The organism is Nocardiopsis listeri NBRC 13360, assembly GCF_001570765.1.
GTDB lineage: Bacteria > Actinomycetota > Actinomycetes > Streptosporangiales > Streptosporangiaceae > Nocardiopsis > Nocardiopsis listeri.
Genome location: NZ_BCSH01000063.1, coordinates 1 through 15,133 on the forward strand (window position 1 = coordinate 1; position 15,133 = coordinate 15,133).

The following is a 15,133-nucleotide window of genomic DNA, read 5'->3' on the forward strand; positions in this document are numbered from 1 at the left end:
GCCCCACCAGCAGCCCGAAGCCCCCGCCAGACCACCGGCAGATTCTCGACCTCAGGCGCCCCACCCACACACCCGACACCCGACACCCCCACCCGACACCCTGGAAGCACTTACCTAGCCGGGGTAGGGGCGGTCGCGTCTGGCGTGGCGCAGGGACTCGCCCCACCAGGCCAGCTGGTCGAGCATCTCGTCCACCGCGGCCTCCGCGCCGCGCAGTTCCTCGCCCCCGGTGCCGGCCATGAACAGACCTTGGGCGTTGTGCAGGCTCACCGAGGTACGCACCGACGTCACGTGCAGTTCGCTGAAGACCCCGCGCAGCTGCTCCACGGCGCGCAGACCGCCCGACATCCCTCCGTAGGAGACGAAGGCGACCGGCTTTGCGAACCACTCCTTGCGGGCCGAGTCGATGGCGCTCTTGAGCGGACCGGGATAGCCGTGGTTGTACTCGGGGGTCACCACCACGAAGGCGTCCGCGGCGTCGATCGCGCGGGAGAACCCGGTGGCTTCGGCGCCCTGGTCGTCGGCCCAGTGCTCGCCCACGTCCAGGACATCGACGTCCACACCGGGACGGGCCGCTACGAGGTCGAGGAACCAGGCCGCGATGACGGGCCCCGTGCGTCCCCGGGGACCGCCTCCGAGGAGGACGGCCACTCGAAGGTTCTCCTGGTGCATGTGGGTCCTTTTCCTGGGCGCGAAGGGACGTACGCCCCCAGCGTACGAGCTCAAGTTAGCTTGAGGTCAAGGCAATGGAAGGTGACACCATGCTCACCATGGGGGGCTCCGGCATGGGAACGGCCCGGGGCCGGCACCGCGTACGGTGCCGGCCCCGGGCCGTTCCAGGCGCTACGAGAAAGGGTCAGGCCAGACCCAGCTCGCTCTCGAAGGCGCCCTCTTCCAGGCGTTCCTTGACCGTCTGCAGGAAGTGGCCGGCGTCGGCGCTGTCGATCAGACGGTGGTCGTGGGCCATCGACAGGTAGACCATCGAACGGACCGCGATGACCTCGCCGCCCACGGCCTCGTCCTCGACGACGACGGGACGCTTGACGACGGTGCCGGTCTCCAGGATGGCGACCTGCGGCTGGTTGATGATCGGCGTGCCGAACAGCGCACCGGTGTGGCCGGTCTCGGAGATCGAGAACGTGCCGCCGCCCAGCTCGTCCGGGCCGAGCTTGCCGGTGTGGGCGCGCTCGGTCAGGTCGGTCAGGCTGCGGGCCAGGTCACCGAGACCGAGTTCGCCGGCGTTCTTGACCACCGGTGCGAGCAGGCCCCGCTCGGTGTCCACCGAGACGGCGAGGTTCTCCACGTCGTGGTAGGTCACCGTCTGGTCGGCGGCGTTGATCACCGCGTTGACCTTCGGGTGGGCCTTGAGGGCCTCCACCGTGGCGGCGGCGAAGAACGGGAAGAAGTTCAGCTCGACGCCCTCGCGCTCGGCGAAGTCCGCGCCGACCTGCTCGCTCAGACGCGCCACCTTGCTGACGTCGACCTCGATGACCTGGGTCGTCGTGGCGGAGATGCGCAGCGACTCGACCATGCGGTCCGCGATCGACTTGCGCAGACGGCTCAGCTTCTCGGTGCGGCCGCGTAGCGAGGTGTCCGAGGAGACCTTCTTGGCCGGGGTCGAAGCGGCGGGCGCCGACGCGGCGGCCTTCTGCTCCTCCGCGGCCTTGAGCACGTCCTGCTTGCGGATGCGTCCGCCCACACCGGTGCCGGAGACACGGCTCAGGTCGACACGGTGCTCGGAGGCCAGCTTGCGAACCAGCGGCGTCACGTAGGCCTCGGTAACGGCGTCGGTGCCGGAGGCGCGACCCGTTCCGCTGAGCGTCTCGATGTCCACGGAGGGACCGCCCGTCGAGTCCTGCTCCTGTGCGGCGGGAGCGGGCGTGGACGGGGCGGGAGCACTCGCGGGCTTCGGCTCGGGTTCGGGCTCGGCCTTGGCTTCGGGCTCGGCCGGGGCGGCCGGAGCGGCGGGCTCGTCCGTGGCAGCGGCGCCGGAACCACCGATGAGGGCGATCCGGGAGCCGATCTCGACGGTGTCGTCCTCGTCGACGAGGATCTTGGTGAGCACCCCGGAGACCGGGGACGGGATCTCGGTGTCCACCTTGTCGGTGGAGACCTCGAGGAGCGGCTCGTCCACCTCGACGGTGTCACCGACGCTCTTGAGCCACTGGGTGACGGTCCCCTCGGTGACGCTCTCACCCAGGGCGGGCATGTTCACCGGGGTACCGGTGCCCTCGTCGCCACCGGCGGCGGGCTCGGGGGTGGGCTCGGGTTCGGGAGCGGACTCGGCGGCGGGCTCCTCGGCGGCCGGGGCGGGCTCCGGCTCCGGCTCGGCCGCCTGCGCGGGCTCTTCGGCGGCGGGCTCGGCCGGGGCGTCGGCGGACTCGCCCTCGCCACCGATGATCGCGATCTCCGCGCCGATCTCGACGGTGTCGTCCTCGTCGACGAGGATCTTGGTGAGCACCCCGGAGACCGGGGACGGGATCTCGGTGTCCACCTTGTCGGTGGAGACCTCAAGGAGCGGCTCGTCCACCTCGACGGTGTCGCCCACGTTCTTCAACCACTGGGTGACGGTCCCCTCGGTGACGCTCTCACCCAGGGCGGGCATGGAAACGGAAGTCGGCATGGGTTCCTCGTTGGATCTGGACGCGGTACCTGCCCAGGCCTTGATGGGCAGCGCGGATGTGGTCGGGGGCGGGCCTCAGGAGGCCCGCCCCCTGGCGAAACGATCAGTCGTGGACGTGCAGCGGCTTGCCGGCCAGTGCGAGGTGTGCCTCGCCCAACGCCTCGGACTGGCTCGGGTGCGGGTGGATCAGCTGGGCCACCTCGGAGGGCAGGGCCTCCCAGTTGTAGATCAGCTGCCCCTCGGCGATCAGCTCGCCGACACGGCTGCCCACCATGTGGACGCCCAGCACGGGCCCGTCCTTCTCGGCGATGACCTTGACCGCGCCCTGGGTTTGCAGGATCTGGCTCTTGCCGTTGCCCGCCAGGTTGTAGTTCATCTCGACGACGTCGTGACCGCGCTCCTTGGCCACCGCGGTGGTCAGACCGACGGACGCGACCTCGGGCTCACAGTACGTGACGCGGGGAACACCGTCGTAGTCGATCGCCGGCGGGTTCTGCCCGGCGATGTGCTCGGCGACGAAGATGCCCTCGGCGAAGCCCACGTGCGCGAGCTGCAGGGTCGGGATCAGGTCGCCGACCGCGTAGACGTTGCCCACACCGGTGTGCAGGTTCTCGTCGACCTGGACGAAGCCGCGGTCCAGGGTGACGCCCTGCTCCTCATAGCCCAGGCCCTCGGAGACCGGGCCGCGACCGATGGCCACCAGCAGGACCTCGGCCTCCAGGGTCTTGCCGCCCTCGAGGGTGACGACCACGCCGGAGTCGGTGGTCTTGACCGACTCGAACGGCTTGCCGAGCTCGGACTTGATCTTGCGCTTGCGGAAGGCCCGCTCCAAAAGCTTGGAGCTGGACTCCTCCTCGATGGGGACCAGGTTCTTGAGGGCCTCGACGATGGTGACGTCGGCGCCGTAGGAACGCCACACGCTGGCGAACTCCACGCCGATCACACCGCCGCCCAGGACGATGACGGACTCGGGGACGCGGTTCAGCTCCATGGCCTGGTCACTGGTCATGACCTTCTCGCCGTCGATCTCCAGACCCAGGGTCTTGGGCTTGGAACCGGTCGCCAAGAGGACGTTCTTCCCCTTGTAGACCTTGCCGTCGACGGTGACCTCGTCCTTGCCGGTGAGCTTGCCCTCACCCTCGACGACGGTGATCTTGCGGGCCTTGATCAGGCCGCTCAGGCCCTTGTACAGGCCGCCGATCACCTTGTCCTTGTACTTGTGCACGGCCTCGATGTCGATGCCCTCGAAGGACGCCTTGACACCGAAGGTTTCGCTCTCCTTGGCGGAGTCGGCGACCTCGGCCGAGTGCAGCAGGGCCTTGGTGGGGATGCAGCCGCGGTGCAGGCAGGTGCCGCCGAGCTTGTCTTTCTCGATCAGGACGACGTTCATGTCCAGCTCGGCGGCGCGAAGCGCCGCCGCGTAGCCGCCGCTGCCGCCGCCAAGGACGACAAGGTCGAAGGTACCGCCGTTCTCACTCACGGGAACGAACTCCTAGTTCAGTGGCTGATGGTGATGGGTCCCCACGGCCGTTCGGGGCCGAAGTGGTCCGCCGTCGGCGGACCGTGGGGTGCCGTTTCGGGACGGCGCTCGGGCTCGGTGTTGTCGAGCGCCGCCCCGACCGACTACTTGCTCGCGTAGTCCTCGGCGATGCGGACGAGGGTGCGGGTACCCGCACCCGTGCCGCCCTTGGGGGTGTATCCGTGCGGACCGCCCTGGTTGAAGGAGGGCCCGGCGACGTCGAGGTGGGCCCACTTGTTGCCCTCCTCGATGAACTCCTTGAGGAAGATGCCCGCGGAGAGCATTCCGCCCCAGCGCTCGCCCGCCACGTTGGCGATGTCGGCGACCGCGGAGTTGAGACCGGCGCGCAGCTCGGCCGGGAGCGGCATCGGCCAGGAGGCCTCACCCTCGGCGGTCGCGGCCGCGACGACCTCGTCACGGACGGCGTCGTCGTTGGACATGACCGCGAAGACGCGGGTGCCCAGGGCGACGAGCTGTGCGCCCGTGAGGGTGGCGATGTCCACGACCAGGTCCGGCTCGTCCTCCTGGGCGCGGACCAGGGCGTCGGCCATGACCAGACGGCCCTCGGCGTCGGTGTTGAGGACCTCGACGGTCTTGCCGCCGTAGATGCTCAGCACGTCGGAGGGACGCTGGGCGGTACCACTGGGCATGTTCTCGGCCACGGCCAGGTAGCCGACGGCGTTGACCTTCAGGCCCAGGGTGGAGATGGCCCGCATGGCGGCCAGCACGGAGGCGGCGCCGCTCATGTCCGACTTCATCCAGTCCATCGAGCCCGCGGGCTTGAGGGACAGACCGCCGGAGTCGAACGTGATGCCCTTGCCGACGAAGGCGACCTTCTTGGCGGCCTCCGGGTGGCTGTAGGCCAGACGCACCAGGCGCGGCGCGTTCGACGAACCCTGACCGACACCGGTGAGGCCGCCGTAGCCGCCCTCGGACAGGGCCTGCTCGTCGAGGACCTCGATCTCCAGGTCCGCCTGCTGGGCGATCTCCTGCGCCGCGGTGGCCAGGTCCTCGGGGACCAGGTCGGCCGGGGCGGTGTTGACGAGGTCGCGGGTGTAGGAGACGGCCTCGGCCAGGACGGCGGCGCGCTCGATGGCGTCCTCGGCACCGGAGGCGGCACTGACCAGGGTCAGCGTGGCCTCCGCGTTCTTGGTCGCCTTCTTCTGCGCGGCCTCGGTGGTGCGGTAACGGTCGAAGGCGTAGGCGCCGAGTCGGGCACCCAGGGCCACGGCACCGACCTGGTCGGTGGTGGTCGCGGGCAGGGCCAACACGACACGGCCCGCGCCCTCGGGACGCGAGCTCAGCGTACGCAGCGCGGCACCGGCCGCGCGGGAAAGCACGTCGGAGTCGACGGGACCGTCGGTGGGCGCCGGGCCGAGACCGACCGCGACGACGACCGGGGCCTTGACGGCTCCGAGGGAGGCAAGGGTGTGCACCTCCTCAGGGGCGCCGCTCGCTCCCAGGAGCGACAGGGTAGTGCCGAGGCCGCCGGAGAAGGCGGCGTCGACGGAATGAGCGCCCGACGCGGGCTCCGGAGCGTCGCCTCCGGAGTGATAACCGACGACAACCGCGTCGGCGTCGAGCGAACTGGGGGACTCCGTGTTTACTGACAACGTCGTGCTCACGTCCCTGATGCTAGTCCTCTCGTGGCCCCCGCGGCGACGCGGCGCCCCGCTTCGCCGCGGCTCTGACACGGCCTTCCGCGGCTTGGCGCGTCGCGAGCCGTCCCCCCGGTAGGTCGGATGCCTCCCGCGCGATGTGGGCGCCTTTGGTCACTTTCAGGGGGCGTCGCACGGGAACGGCGGCGCTGCGGTTCGTTGCCCCCGCGAAGTCCCACCGAAACTCCGTGTGAATAAATGTGATCATGGCTACATCGGTTCCCGTGCGGGGGCACCGATCAGGCGCGGGCGGCCGCCACCAGCAGCGTCGCCGTCACGGCGATCTCCACCAAGGCCCCCAGAACGTCACCGGTGATCCCGCCCAACCGACGTACCGCGTGCCGCAGCGTCCCCGCGGCCACGACGACCCCCAGCACGGTGCCGGCCGCGCAGGCGAGCGCGAATCCGGGGGAGTGGAGCAATCCGAGGGCGCACAGCGCGAGCACACCCGCGGAGACCACCACCGCCGCCGGAACGCCGACCGTGCCCGCGACGAACGCTCCCAACCCGTCCGGGCGAGCCGAGGGGACCCGGCGCAGGCACGCGAGAGTCGCCGCCAGCCTCCCCGCGGCCCCGGCCGTCGTCGCGCCCACGACCGCCGCCCAGAAGGAGACCTCCGCCAGCTCCGCCAAGGCCAGCGCCTGGGCGCCGACCGCGACCAACAGGGTCAGCACACCGAAGGGTCCGATGTCGGAGCGCCGCATCACCTCCAGGGCGTCCGCGGCGGGTCGACCACTGCCCAGCCCGTCGGCCAGGTCGGCCAGACCGTCCAGGTGCAGCCCTCGGGTGAACAGGGCTCCGGCGCCCACCGCCAGGAGCGCGGCCAGCGGAGCGGACCACCCCAGCCACGTACCGAAACCGGCCACGGACCCGATCGCCGCGCCCAGCAGGGCTCCCAGGGCGGGGGCCCACAGCATCGCCCGGCCGGCCACCGCGCGGTCCACCCGTTCGACGCGCACCGGCCACACGGTGAAGGTGCCCACCGCCATGCGCAGTCCCGCCACGGTGTCCCCGTCGCCCACGCGGCTCACCGAAGCTCCACCACGCGACCGGCCGTGACCAGGACGACCTCCTCGGACTCGGCGCCGACCCGTTGGTTGAGCAGTCCCAGCCGGTCCCGGAAGAGCCGCCCGGCACGGGTCGCCGGAACCACCCCCGAACCGACCTCGTTGGTCACCGCCACCACGTACGCCGGAGTGGAACGCCAGGCCTCCAGCAGTTCCTCGATGGCCGCGTCCACGTGGGCCTCGGCGTCCGGGGGAGGCTCCTCCTCCCACAGGCCGCTCCGGTCCATCACCGCCGTCAGCCAGGTCCCCAGGCAGTCGACCAACACCGCGCCCCGCCGTTCGCGCAGCAGGCCGGCCAGTTCGGTGGTCTGCTCGGTCCGCCACCACCAGGGGCGGCGACCGATGTGCAGGGCGATCCGCTCGGCCCATTCGGGGTCGGTCGCGTCGTCGGGGATCGGACCGGTGGCGGCGTACACGACCTTCGGTTCGGCCAACAGCCGGAGTTCGGCCTCGGTGGACTTGCCGGACCGGGCACCGCCGGTCACCAGGGTCCGGTGCGGACCGCGCGGTCGGGACTCGGGCCACACCGAGGGCGGACAGGTCATCGTCGTGCCGTCGGTGGGCGCCAGGGCGCCCCACAACCGGGCCCGACGGACGAATTCGCGGGGCGAACGGATCCGGTGGTCGCCGCCGACCGCCACCACCGCGGTGGTCACCCCGATCACACCCGAGCGGCGCAGCTCGCCGATCACCTCCGGGCGCAGAGCGGCGTCGACGATGACCATGTCCACCTGATTCTCGGAGGCCGAGGTGTAGGCCGAAGCGCCGTCCGGAAGTTCCTCGGCGGGCGGCCCGCCGGGTTGTGCGCCCGGGCCGGAACGGGCGTACAGCAGTCGACCACCGTCGGGCGCCTCCACCCGGATCCCCTCGGGGGTGGACGTGACCGTGTAGTCGGGCGGTACCGGGCCGACGGTCCCGGACTCACGAAGACGGAACCGGTCGTCGACGGTCACCCTCAGCGGAAGTCGACGGTCCGAACGAGCCTTGTTGCAGGATGCACAGGTGCATTGAGGCGCGGGCCAGCCCGCGGGGCCCGCTGTCCCCAGAAATCGGATACGCACCTGGGAAAGTAAACCGCATCTCGGGCCGGGCCTTGGTTAAGCTCGGCACAGGTCGCGGTGACGACCACCGCGGCAGCGGCGACGAAGGGCGGTCGGACATGGCGTGGACGTGGCGATACCACGGGGCGGACGGCGCACCGGTGGAGGCGGGCGACGTACCCGCCGAGACGTTCACCTCGCGTGGCGACGCCGAGAGCTGGCTGGGCGAGACCTGGTCCGAGTTGGCGGAGGAGGGCGTGGGAACCGTCACCCTGCTGGAGGAGGACCGCGAGGTCTACACGATGCCCCTCACCGGCGACGAGGACTGAGCCGACGCAACGGCGAGGGGCCCGATCGCGTCGGCGATCGGGCCCCTTCCTCATGTTCGGCTCACGCCCTCAGCCGCGAATGTTCTCCGGGCTCTTGGTGAGCGCGGGGTCGCGCTGGACACTGTCGCCCAGGACCTCGTCGATACGGGCCATGAGTCCGGCGTCGAGCTTGACCCCGGCCGCCTCCACGTTGCTCCGCACCTGCTCGGGACGAGAGGCGCCGATGATCGCGGTGGACACGTTCCGGTTCTGCAGGACCCAGGCCACGGCCAACTGCGACAGGGACAGACCGGCCTCGGCGGCCAGCGGCTCCAGCCCCTGCACCCGCTCCAACAGGGCCTGGTCGGAGACCTTGTCCGCGAGGAACTTCTCGCTCTTGGGGTCGGCTGCGCGCGAACCGGCGGGCAGTTCCTGGCCCGGCTTGTACTTGCCGGTGAGGATGCCGCCGGCGATCGGCGACCACACGATCTGGCCGAGGCCCTCACGTTCGGAGAGCGGCACGACCTCGGACTCGATGACCCGCCAGAGCATGTTGTACTGCGGCTGGTTGGAGACGATCCGGTCGAAGCCCATCTCGTCGGCGATCTTCAGTGCCCGCTCGATCTCCTCCGCCCGCCATTCGGAGACACCGATGTAGAGGACCTTGCCCTGACGGACCAGGTCCTCGAAGGCCCGCATAGTCTCTTCGAGCGGGGTGGTGTAGTCGAACCGGTGCGCCTGGTACAGGTCCAGGTAGTCGGTCCCCAGCCGACGCAGGGAGTCCTCGCAGCCGCGGACGACGTGCTTGCGGGACAGGCCCCGGTCGTTCTTGCCCTCGCCCATGGGCCAGTAGAGCTTGGAGAAGATCTCCAGTCCGTCGCGACGCTCGCCCTTCAGGGCCCGTCCGAGGATCTCCTCGGCCTTGCCCTGCGCGTAGCCGTCGGCGGTGTCGAAGGTGGTGATGCCCGCGTCGAGTGCGGCGCGGACACAGGAGGTGGCGGTGTCCTCCTCGACCTGGGAACCGTGGGTGATCCAGTTGCCGTAGGCGATCTCGCTGATGATGAGACCGGTGTTGCCCAGATGCCGAAATTCCATGACGGGCACTCTAGTGGTGTGGCCATGGGGTGACCACAACCGGCCCCACGGCGCCTGGGAACGTTCCCGGGAATCGTCGCGGCGAGGGGCCGGGCGAAGGAAGGAGGACCGGTGCGGGCACCGGTCCTCGGGTCTTCGGGACGACGGGGAGGGGATGGGCGCTCAGCGTGCGCTCTTCGGGGTGGGGTCCTCGCCGACCTTGAGCCGGGGCTTGGGCAGGCGCAGCCGACGGAACTGCAGCTGGCGCATGGCGGCGTACATGCCGATGCCGCGAAGCAGGTCGTCGTCGGGGAAGTACTGAGTGGCGCGCTTTTTCACGGTGCGGCCCACGAAGACGCCCTCGGCGATGATGGTGACCATCATCAGCGGCCAGATCACGTACGCGACACCCACCTGGAACGCGGGATTGTTCACGAAGAGCAGCAGGATGACCAGGATCGAGAACGGCAGGAAGAACTCACTGGCACTACGGCGCGCGTCGATGAAGTCGCGCGCGTAGGCACGGGCAGGGCTCAGGTCCTGGGGCCGGTAGTACCGGGCGTCCTCACCCTTCGGTGCGCCGGGAACGGAACGCGTGACGCCTTTGGAACGTTGGCGATCCAGACGGTCCCGGTAGGCGCGGTAGGCCTCCTTCCGTGTCTCGGGGGCCTTCACCGGCCGGCGCGGGACCGGTTCGGATTCCCTGCGCTTGGGGGTGGGCACACCCTTCTTGGGGGTATATCCCTTAGGTTGGGTGGCCTCAGAGGCCTCAGGGCTGGCGGATTCGGCTGCGGCCGAATCCGTGGCTGCGGAAGCGGAGCGACGTCGGAACACACCCTCAGGGTAGCCGGTCATAGCTTTATGGCGACCGCGGGCCAGACCGCGTAGGGTTGGGCAAAGCGCCCGCTGGGAACTGCCGATGTACGCAGCGAGAAGGGGACGGCCACGCCGATGAGCGTGTTTCAGCGACTTTCGATGATCTTCAAGTCGAAGGCCAACAGGGCCTTGGACTCCGTCGAGGACCCAAGGGAAACCCTCGACTACTCGTACCAGAAACAACTCGAGCTCCTGCAGAAGGTGCGCCGAGGCGTCGCCGACGTCGCGACCTCCCGCAAGCGCGTCGAGCTCCAGATCCAGCAGCTCGAACAACAGTCCGACAAGCTGCAGAACCAGGGCAAGGCGGCACTGGGCCAGGGTCGCGAGGACCTCGCCCGCGAGGCCCTCACCCGACGTTCCGGTCTGACCAGTCAGATCGAGGGCCTGCGCGAGCAGCACGCCAACCTCCAGGGCGAGGAGCAAAAGCTCACGATGGCCGCCCAGCGCCTGCAGGCGAAGGTCGACGCCTTCCGCACGCGCAAGGAGACCATCAAGGCGACCTACACCGCCGCCCAGGCCCAGACGCAGATCAGTGAGGCGTTCTCGGGCATCTCCGAGGAGATGGGCGACGTGGGCATGGCCGTGCAGCGGGCGGAGGACAAGACCTCCGAGATGCAGGCCCGTGCCGGAGCCGTCGACGAACTGCTGGCGTCCGGCGCCCTCGACGACGTCACGGGCACCGGTCCGCGTGACGACATCCAGAGCGAGCTGGACCGTATGGCCAGCACCAGCGGTGTCGACGCCGAGCTCGAGCGGATGAAGCTCGAACTGGGCGGCGGCAGCGGTGGTTCCGCTCCGCAGCAGATCGAGGGTGGTAACGGTAGCCGGGAGGGCCAGTGATCGTCCGCATCATGGGTGAGGGCCAGGTGGACCTCACCGACGCCGACCTCGACGTACTCAACTCCTTCGACGCCGCTCTCGAGACCGCGATCGAGTCGGGCGACGAGGAGAAGTTCCGCAAGGCCCTGAACGACCTCCTGACGAAGGTGCGTGAGGACAGCAGGCCCCTGCCGGCCGACTCCCTGGAGCCCTCGCAGTTCATCCTGCCGCACGCCGACGCGAGCATGGAAGAGGTCCGCAAGATGTTGCAGGACGACGGGCTCATCCCCGGATAGCCCGTCCCTGGACAACGGAAGCGGACATGTGGCCTCGTGGGATCCACCACCACCGTCCGGGTGGGTCCCGTGCCGACGACGCGGAGCAGGACCGGTTCCCTTCCGGTCCGGCCCGCGCCCAGTGTCTTCGCGCGTGTTCTTCGCCCACGGCCGCCGTGATCCGTCACGGCGGCCGTGGTGTTTCTCGGTGACACCGGAGCGACGAACACGCGACGCTTCCGCTTTAACCCTTTTCTCACCTGGTCGAACTACACTCCGGAACAGACATCGTGGAGGGGAAAGCCGTGGCTGGTTCGAAGTTCCGTCCGGACCGGGGCCTGACGACCCGGATGGTCACGACCATGTTCCTCCTGATCCTGGTCTACGTGGCGTTCATCGTGGGGCTGGTGCTGGCCGGACTCAACATCTGGCTGGTGCTGATCCTGGTCGGCGCGTTCGCGCTGTTCTCCTACTTCTCCTCCGACAAGATCGCCATGTTCTCCATGGGTGCCAAGGAGGTCACCCCCGACCAGGCCCCCGACCTGCACGCCCTGGTCGACCGGTTGTGCGCCATGGCCGACATGTCCAAGCCCAAGGTCGGCATCGCCGACACCGACGTGCCCAACGCCTTCGCCACCGGTCACAGCGAGAAGTCCGCGGTCATCTGCGTGACCACCGGATTGATGCGCCGCCTGGAGGGTCCCGAACTGGAGGCCGTCATCGCCCATGAGCTCTCCCACATCGCCCATCGCGACGTCATGGTCATGACCATCGCCGGATTCCTGGGCATCGTCGCCGGCTTCCTCACCCAGGCCGGACTGCGTTTCGCCATGTTCACCGGTGCGAGCGGCGGCCGGAGCAACAACAACGGCCCCGCGCCCGCCGTCATCGCCCTGCTCGTGGTGCTGGTCAGCGCCATCGCCTGGGCACTGAGCTTCCTGCTCACCCGCGCCCTGTCCCGCTATCGCGAACTGTCCGCCGACCGCGCCGCGGCCTACCTCACCGGCCGCCCCTCGACGCTGGGCAGCGCGCTGTCCAAGATCACCGGCGACATGGCCTCCATCCCCACCCGGGACCTACGCCAGGTCGAGCCGTTCAACGCCTTCTTCTTCGCTCCGGCCTTCGCGAAGAAGGGGTTCAGCATGAGTCAGCTGATCGCCACCCACCCGCCGGTCGAACAGCGGCTGGCCCAGCTCTCCGACATCTCCCGCCAACTCGGCCGCGGCGCCTGAGACGGGATCGGGTCCGGGGAGCCGGGACCGGGATACAGAGAGGACCCTCATGAGCTTCTGGCGCGCACTGCTGGGACGGTCGAAAGCGGTCGAGCCCGATCTCGACGCACTCTTCGGCCTGCCCACCGCGGCGCTGACCCTGCGGGCCGGGGTGGGCCTGGTGCCCACCGGGAGTGGTTCGGTGGCCTTCCGAGCCGCGGAGGGCGCCGCCTTCGCCGACGTCGAACGCGACGTCACCGCGCTGCTCGACGCCGACGAAGGTCCGCCGGTGGAGCAGACCACCGACGACTACGGCTACACGTGGCTGGTGGTGCGCGGCGCCTCTACCCCGGAGGACGCGAGCGGCGACGCACTCGCCGACACCGACATCAGCGGCCTGGTCACCGACCTGCACGCGGTCAACTCCACCTTGGAGGTCAACGGCTACGGTCCCTCGTTGCTCTGCTCGTTGGTGGGCTTCACCGACGGTTCCGGTCGCTCGGTGGGCCTGGTGTACCTGTACAAACGAGGCACCTTCTACCCCTTCGCGCCCGCGGGCGGCAAGCGTCGGGACAACGCCTTGGAGCTTCAGGTGGAGGCGGCGATCGGTGACGACCTGCCGATGGAGAAGGACCGGTCCCGCTGGTTCCCCGTCTACGGCGCGCCGGGGCTTTGACACCCACCCGGGACGGCCCGGAGTGACCTTCGGAAGATGGCATTGGGGCGCGGCCCGGCTTACCCTGGTGGATACGGGCAGGCCCGTACGTCGCCCAGGTCACACGCACACCGTGGGGCCTTGCGGTGACAGGGCGAACACAGTGGCCGAACGGTGGAATGCCTCATCGGTCCCCGGTGTTGGGACCCGTTGAAGAGGACAGGACCCTCGGGGCCTGCCTCGTGAGCGACCGGGGTCGCCAGGCGGCCGCAACCCCTTTTCAGAGGAGCTTTACGACATGACGGTTCAGACCGAGGACACCGCGCAGGGAGTCATCCTCACCGACGAGGCGGCCGGCAAGGTCCGGTCCCTGCTCGACCAGGAGGGCCGCGACGACCTGCGCCTTCGCGTGGGTGTGCAGCCCGGTGGTTGCTCGGGGCTGCGCTACCAGCTCTACTTCGACGAGCGCGACCTCGACGGTGACATCATCACGGACTTCAGCGGGGTCGAGGTCGTCACCGACCGCAAGAGCGCCGCCTACCTCACCGGGGCGACCATCGACTTCGTCGACACGATCGAGAAGCAGGGCTTCACCATCGACAACCCGATGGCCACCGGCTCCTGCGCCTGCGGCGACTCGTTCAACTAAGCGCCGCCGCTTCGCTCGGGGGTGTTCGGTCACCCCCGTGGCTCGGAACCGGGTCGATGGGGAGGATGGACGCGCGTCCGCGTCCATCCTCCCTTTCCGTTTTTTGGGTGGGGGAAGGCTATTGGGCCCGCGTCATGGGTACCCTTGGCAGGTCCGAACGGGCACGTGCCCGTGGCGGCTCGGCCGGCTCGCCCCGAGCGCCGATTCCTCTTTCCCACCAAGGAGCCCACCTCCCGTGCGTATCGCGGTTGCCGGATCCATCGCCACCGACCACTTGATGTCCTTCGAGGGTCGGTTCGCCGAGCAGATCATCCCCGAGCAGATCCAGCAGTTGTCCCTGTCCTTCCTGATCGACGAGCTGGACGTGCGCCGTGGTGGCGTCGCGGCCAACATCTGCTTCGGTCTGGGCGCCTTCGGCCTGAATCCCGTGCTGGTCGGCGCGGCCGGACAGGACTTCGAGGAGTACCGTTCCTGGTTGGACCGTCACGGAGTCGACACCTCCTCCGTGCTCATCTCCGAACTGCGCCACACCGCGCGCTTCGTGTGCACCACCGACCGTGACCAGAACCAGATCGCCTCGTTCTACGCCGGCGCCATGGCCGAGGCCCGCAACATCGAGATCCAGCCGATCTCCGACCGGCTCGGCGGACTCGACCTGGTCCTCATCGGCGCGGACGACCCGGCCGCGATGGTCCGCCACAGCGAGGAGTGCCGTACCCGCGGCATCCCCTTCGCCGCCGACCCCTCCCAGCAGCTCGCCCGGATGGAGGGCCCCGAGGTGCGCACCCTCATCGAGGGAGCCGGTCTGCTGTTCTCCAACGAGTACGAGAAGGCCCTGGCCGAGCAGAAGACCGGCTGGTCCGACGAGCAGATCCTCACCAAGGTCGGTACCCGCGTCACGACCCTGGGCGCCAAGGGCGCTCGCATCGATCGCCAGGGCCAGGAGAGTATCCGGGTCGAGGCGGCCGCCGTGGGCGAGCTGGTCGATCCCACCGGCATGGGCGACTCCTTCCGTGCCGGCTTCCTGGCCGCGCACTCCTGGGGCCTGTCCCTGGAACGCGCCGCCCAGGTCGGCAACGCCACCGCCGTGCACTGCCTTGAGGCCGACGGCCCGCAGGAGTACACCCTCACCTCCGAGAGCCTGTTGGAGCGGATCGAGCGCTCCTACGGCGCGGACGCCGCCGCCGAGGTCAAGCCGTACCTGTAGCTTTGGGCCTTTGCCGGTGCTTCGGCCCGTGTTCGGGGCCTCCGTTAGAGCTTCTTCGGTTCGCGATCCGGGAGCCGGGCACCGCCCACGGCCACGAGAACCGCGGTTGTGGTCGGGGTGGTGCTCCGGACCCCGTAAAGTGGATGGTCGCG

Annotated in this window: 15 protein-coding genes; 7 read left to right on the forward strand and 8 right to left on the reverse strand. The window is 69.6% G+C overall.

What is annotated here, in order from left to right:
• Positions 1 to 114 precede the first annotated feature (114 nt).
• The 6 genes from NLI01S_RS19020 to NLI01S_RS19045 form a co-directional block, all read right to left on the reverse strand.
• Positions 115 to 672, reverse strand: a complete 558-nt coding sequence (locus NLI01S_RS19020; RefSeq protein ID WP_067606508.1) for an NADPH-dependent FMN reductase — start codon at positions 670 to 672, stop codon at positions 115 to 117.
• Between the two features lie 184 nt (positions 673 to 856).
• On the reverse strand, positions 857 to 2,623 hold the full coding sequence (gene sucB, locus NLI01S_RS19025; RefSeq protein ID WP_084392713.1) for a 2-oxoglutarate dehydrogenase, E2 component, dihydrolipoamide succinyltransferase: 1,767 nt from the start codon (positions 2,621 to 2,623) through the stop codon (positions 857 to 859).
• A 103-nt stretch (positions 2,624 to 2,726) separates the two neighbouring features.
• A complete protein-coding gene (gene lpdA, locus NLI01S_RS19030; RefSeq protein ID WP_067606512.1) occupies positions 2,727 to 4,103 on the reverse strand; it encodes a dihydrolipoyl dehydrogenase in 1,377 nt (458 codons plus the stop codon).
• Positions 4,104 to 4,246: 143 nt separating this feature from the next.
• Entirely contained in the window at positions 4,247 to 5,767 is a 1,521-nt protein-coding gene (locus NLI01S_RS19035) for a leucyl aminopeptidase (protein ID WP_084392715.1), read from the reverse strand.
• Between the two features lie 272 nt (positions 5,768 to 6,039).
• The gene (locus NLI01S_RS19040) at positions 6,040 to 6,789 is read right to left on the reverse strand and encodes an adenosylcobinamide-GDP ribazoletransferase (protein ID WP_067606596.1); all 750 of its coding nucleotides are present in this window, start codon (positions 6,787 to 6,789) and stop codon (positions 6,040 to 6,042) included.
• A gap of 38 nt (positions 6,790 to 6,827) precedes the next feature.
• Positions 6,828 to 7,820: a bifunctional adenosylcobinamide kinase/adenosylcobinamide-phosphate guanylyltransferase gene (locus NLI01S_RS19045; RefSeq protein WP_067606517.1), complete on the reverse strand. Its 993-nt coding sequence runs from the start codon at positions 7,818 to 7,820 to the stop codon at positions 6,828 to 6,830.
• Between the two features lie 206 nt (positions 7,821 to 8,026).
• Here NLI01S_RS19045 and NLI01S_RS19050 point away from each other — a divergent pair, with 206 nt between their 5' ends.
• A complete protein-coding gene (locus NLI01S_RS19050; RefSeq protein WP_067606519.1) occupies positions 8,027 to 8,236 on the forward strand; it encodes a hypothetical protein in 210 nt (69 codons plus the stop codon).
• 69 nt (positions 8,237 to 8,305) lie between these two features.
• Here the strand turns inward: NLI01S_RS19050 and NLI01S_RS19055 are convergent, their stop codons facing one another.
• A complete protein-coding gene (locus NLI01S_RS19055) occupies positions 8,306 to 9,310 on the reverse strand; it encodes an aldo/keto reductase family protein (RefSeq protein ID WP_067606521.1) in 1,005 nt (334 codons plus the stop codon).
• Positions 9,311 to 9,472: 162 nt separating this feature from the next.
• Positions 9,473 to 10,144 carry a DUF3043 domain-containing protein gene (locus tag NLI01S_RS19060; protein WP_067606523.1) on the reverse strand — a complete coding sequence of 224 codons (672 nt, stop codon included), beginning with the start codon at positions 10,142 to 10,144 and terminating at the stop codon, positions 9,473 to 9,475.
• A 96-nt stretch (positions 10,145 to 10,240) separates the two neighbouring features.
• Here NLI01S_RS19060 and NLI01S_RS19065 point away from each other — a divergent pair, with 96 nt between their 5' ends.
• The 6 genes from NLI01S_RS19065 to NLI01S_RS19090 all read left to right on the forward strand — a co-directional run bounded on the left by NLI01S_RS19065 (position 10,241) and on the right by NLI01S_RS19090 (position 14,981).
• Complete coding sequence (locus tag NLI01S_RS19065; protein ID WP_084392717.1) at positions 10,241 to 11,005, forward strand: PspA/IM30 family protein; 765 nt, start codon at positions 10,241 to 10,243, stop codon at positions 11,003 to 11,005.
• Entirely contained in the window at positions 11,002 to 11,280 is a 279-nt protein-coding gene (pspAA, locus tag NLI01S_RS19070; RefSeq protein WP_067606527.1) for a PspA-associated protein PspAA, read from the forward strand. The genes NLI01S_RS19065 and pspAA overlap by 4 nt, the downstream gene beginning before the upstream one ends.
• Before the next feature lie 284 nt (positions 11,281 to 11,564).
• Positions 11,565 to 12,491, forward strand: coding sequence for a zinc metalloprotease HtpX (htpX, locus tag NLI01S_RS19075; RefSeq protein WP_067606529.1), 927 nt, complete (start codon positions 11,565 to 11,567; stop codon positions 12,489 to 12,491).
• Between the two features lie 49 nt (positions 12,492 to 12,540).
• A complete protein-coding gene (gene pspAB / locus NLI01S_RS19080; RefSeq protein WP_067606531.1) occupies positions 12,541 to 13,146 on the forward strand; it encodes a PspA-associated protein PspAB in 606 nt (201 codons plus the stop codon).
• A 277-nt stretch (positions 13,147 to 13,423) separates the two neighbouring features.
• Positions 13,424 to 13,774 carry a HesB/IscA family protein gene (locus NLI01S_RS19085; RefSeq protein WP_067606533.1) on the forward strand — a complete coding sequence of 117 codons (351 nt, stop codon included), beginning with the start codon at positions 13,424 to 13,426 and terminating at the stop codon, positions 13,772 to 13,774.
• A 235-nt stretch (positions 13,775 to 14,009) separates the two neighbouring features.
• Positions 14,010 to 14,981, forward strand: coding sequence for a carbohydrate kinase family protein (locus NLI01S_RS19090; RefSeq protein ID WP_067606535.1), 972 nt, complete (start codon positions 14,010 to 14,012; stop codon positions 14,979 to 14,981).
• The last annotated feature ends 152 nt before the right edge of the window (positions 14,982 to 15,133 follow it).

Bases quoted from the DNA above. Each gene is read 5' to 3' on its own strand.
- sucB (WP_084392713.1), bottom strand. From the start codon at position 2,623: ATGCCGACTTCCGTTTCCATGCCCGCCCTGGGTGAGAGCGTCACCGAG.
- NLI01S_RS19040 (WP_067606596.1), bottom strand. From the start codon at position 6,789: ATGGCGGTGGGCACCTTCACCGTGTGGCCGGTGCGCGTCGAACGGGTG.
- NLI01S_RS19055 (WP_067606521.1), bottom strand. From the start codon at position 9,310: ATGGAATTTCGGCATCTGGGCAACACCGGTCTCATCATCAGCGAGATC.
- NLI01S_RS19065 (WP_084392717.1), top strand. From the start codon at position 10,241: ATGAGCGTGTTTCAGCGACTTTCGATGATCTTCAAGTCGAAGGCCAAC.
- NLI01S_RS19060 (WP_067606523.1), bottom strand. From the start codon at position 10,144: ATGACCGGCTACCCTGAGGGTGTGTTCCGACGTCGCTCCGCTTCCGCA.
- NLI01S_RS19085 (WP_067606533.1), top strand. From the start codon at position 13,424: ATGACGGTTCAGACCGAGGACACCGCGCAGGGAGTCATCCTCACCGAC.
- NLI01S_RS19020 (WP_067606508.1), bottom strand. From the start codon at position 672: ATGCACCAGGAGAACCTTCGAGTGGCCGTCCTCCTCGGAGGCGGTCCC.
- NLI01S_RS19050 (WP_067606519.1), top strand. From the start codon at position 8,027: ATGGCGTGGACGTGGCGATACCACGGGGCGGACGGCGCACCGGTGGAG.
- pspAB (WP_067606531.1), top strand. From the start codon at position 12,541: ATGAGCTTCTGGCGCGCACTGCTGGGACGGTCGAAAGCGGTCGAGCCC.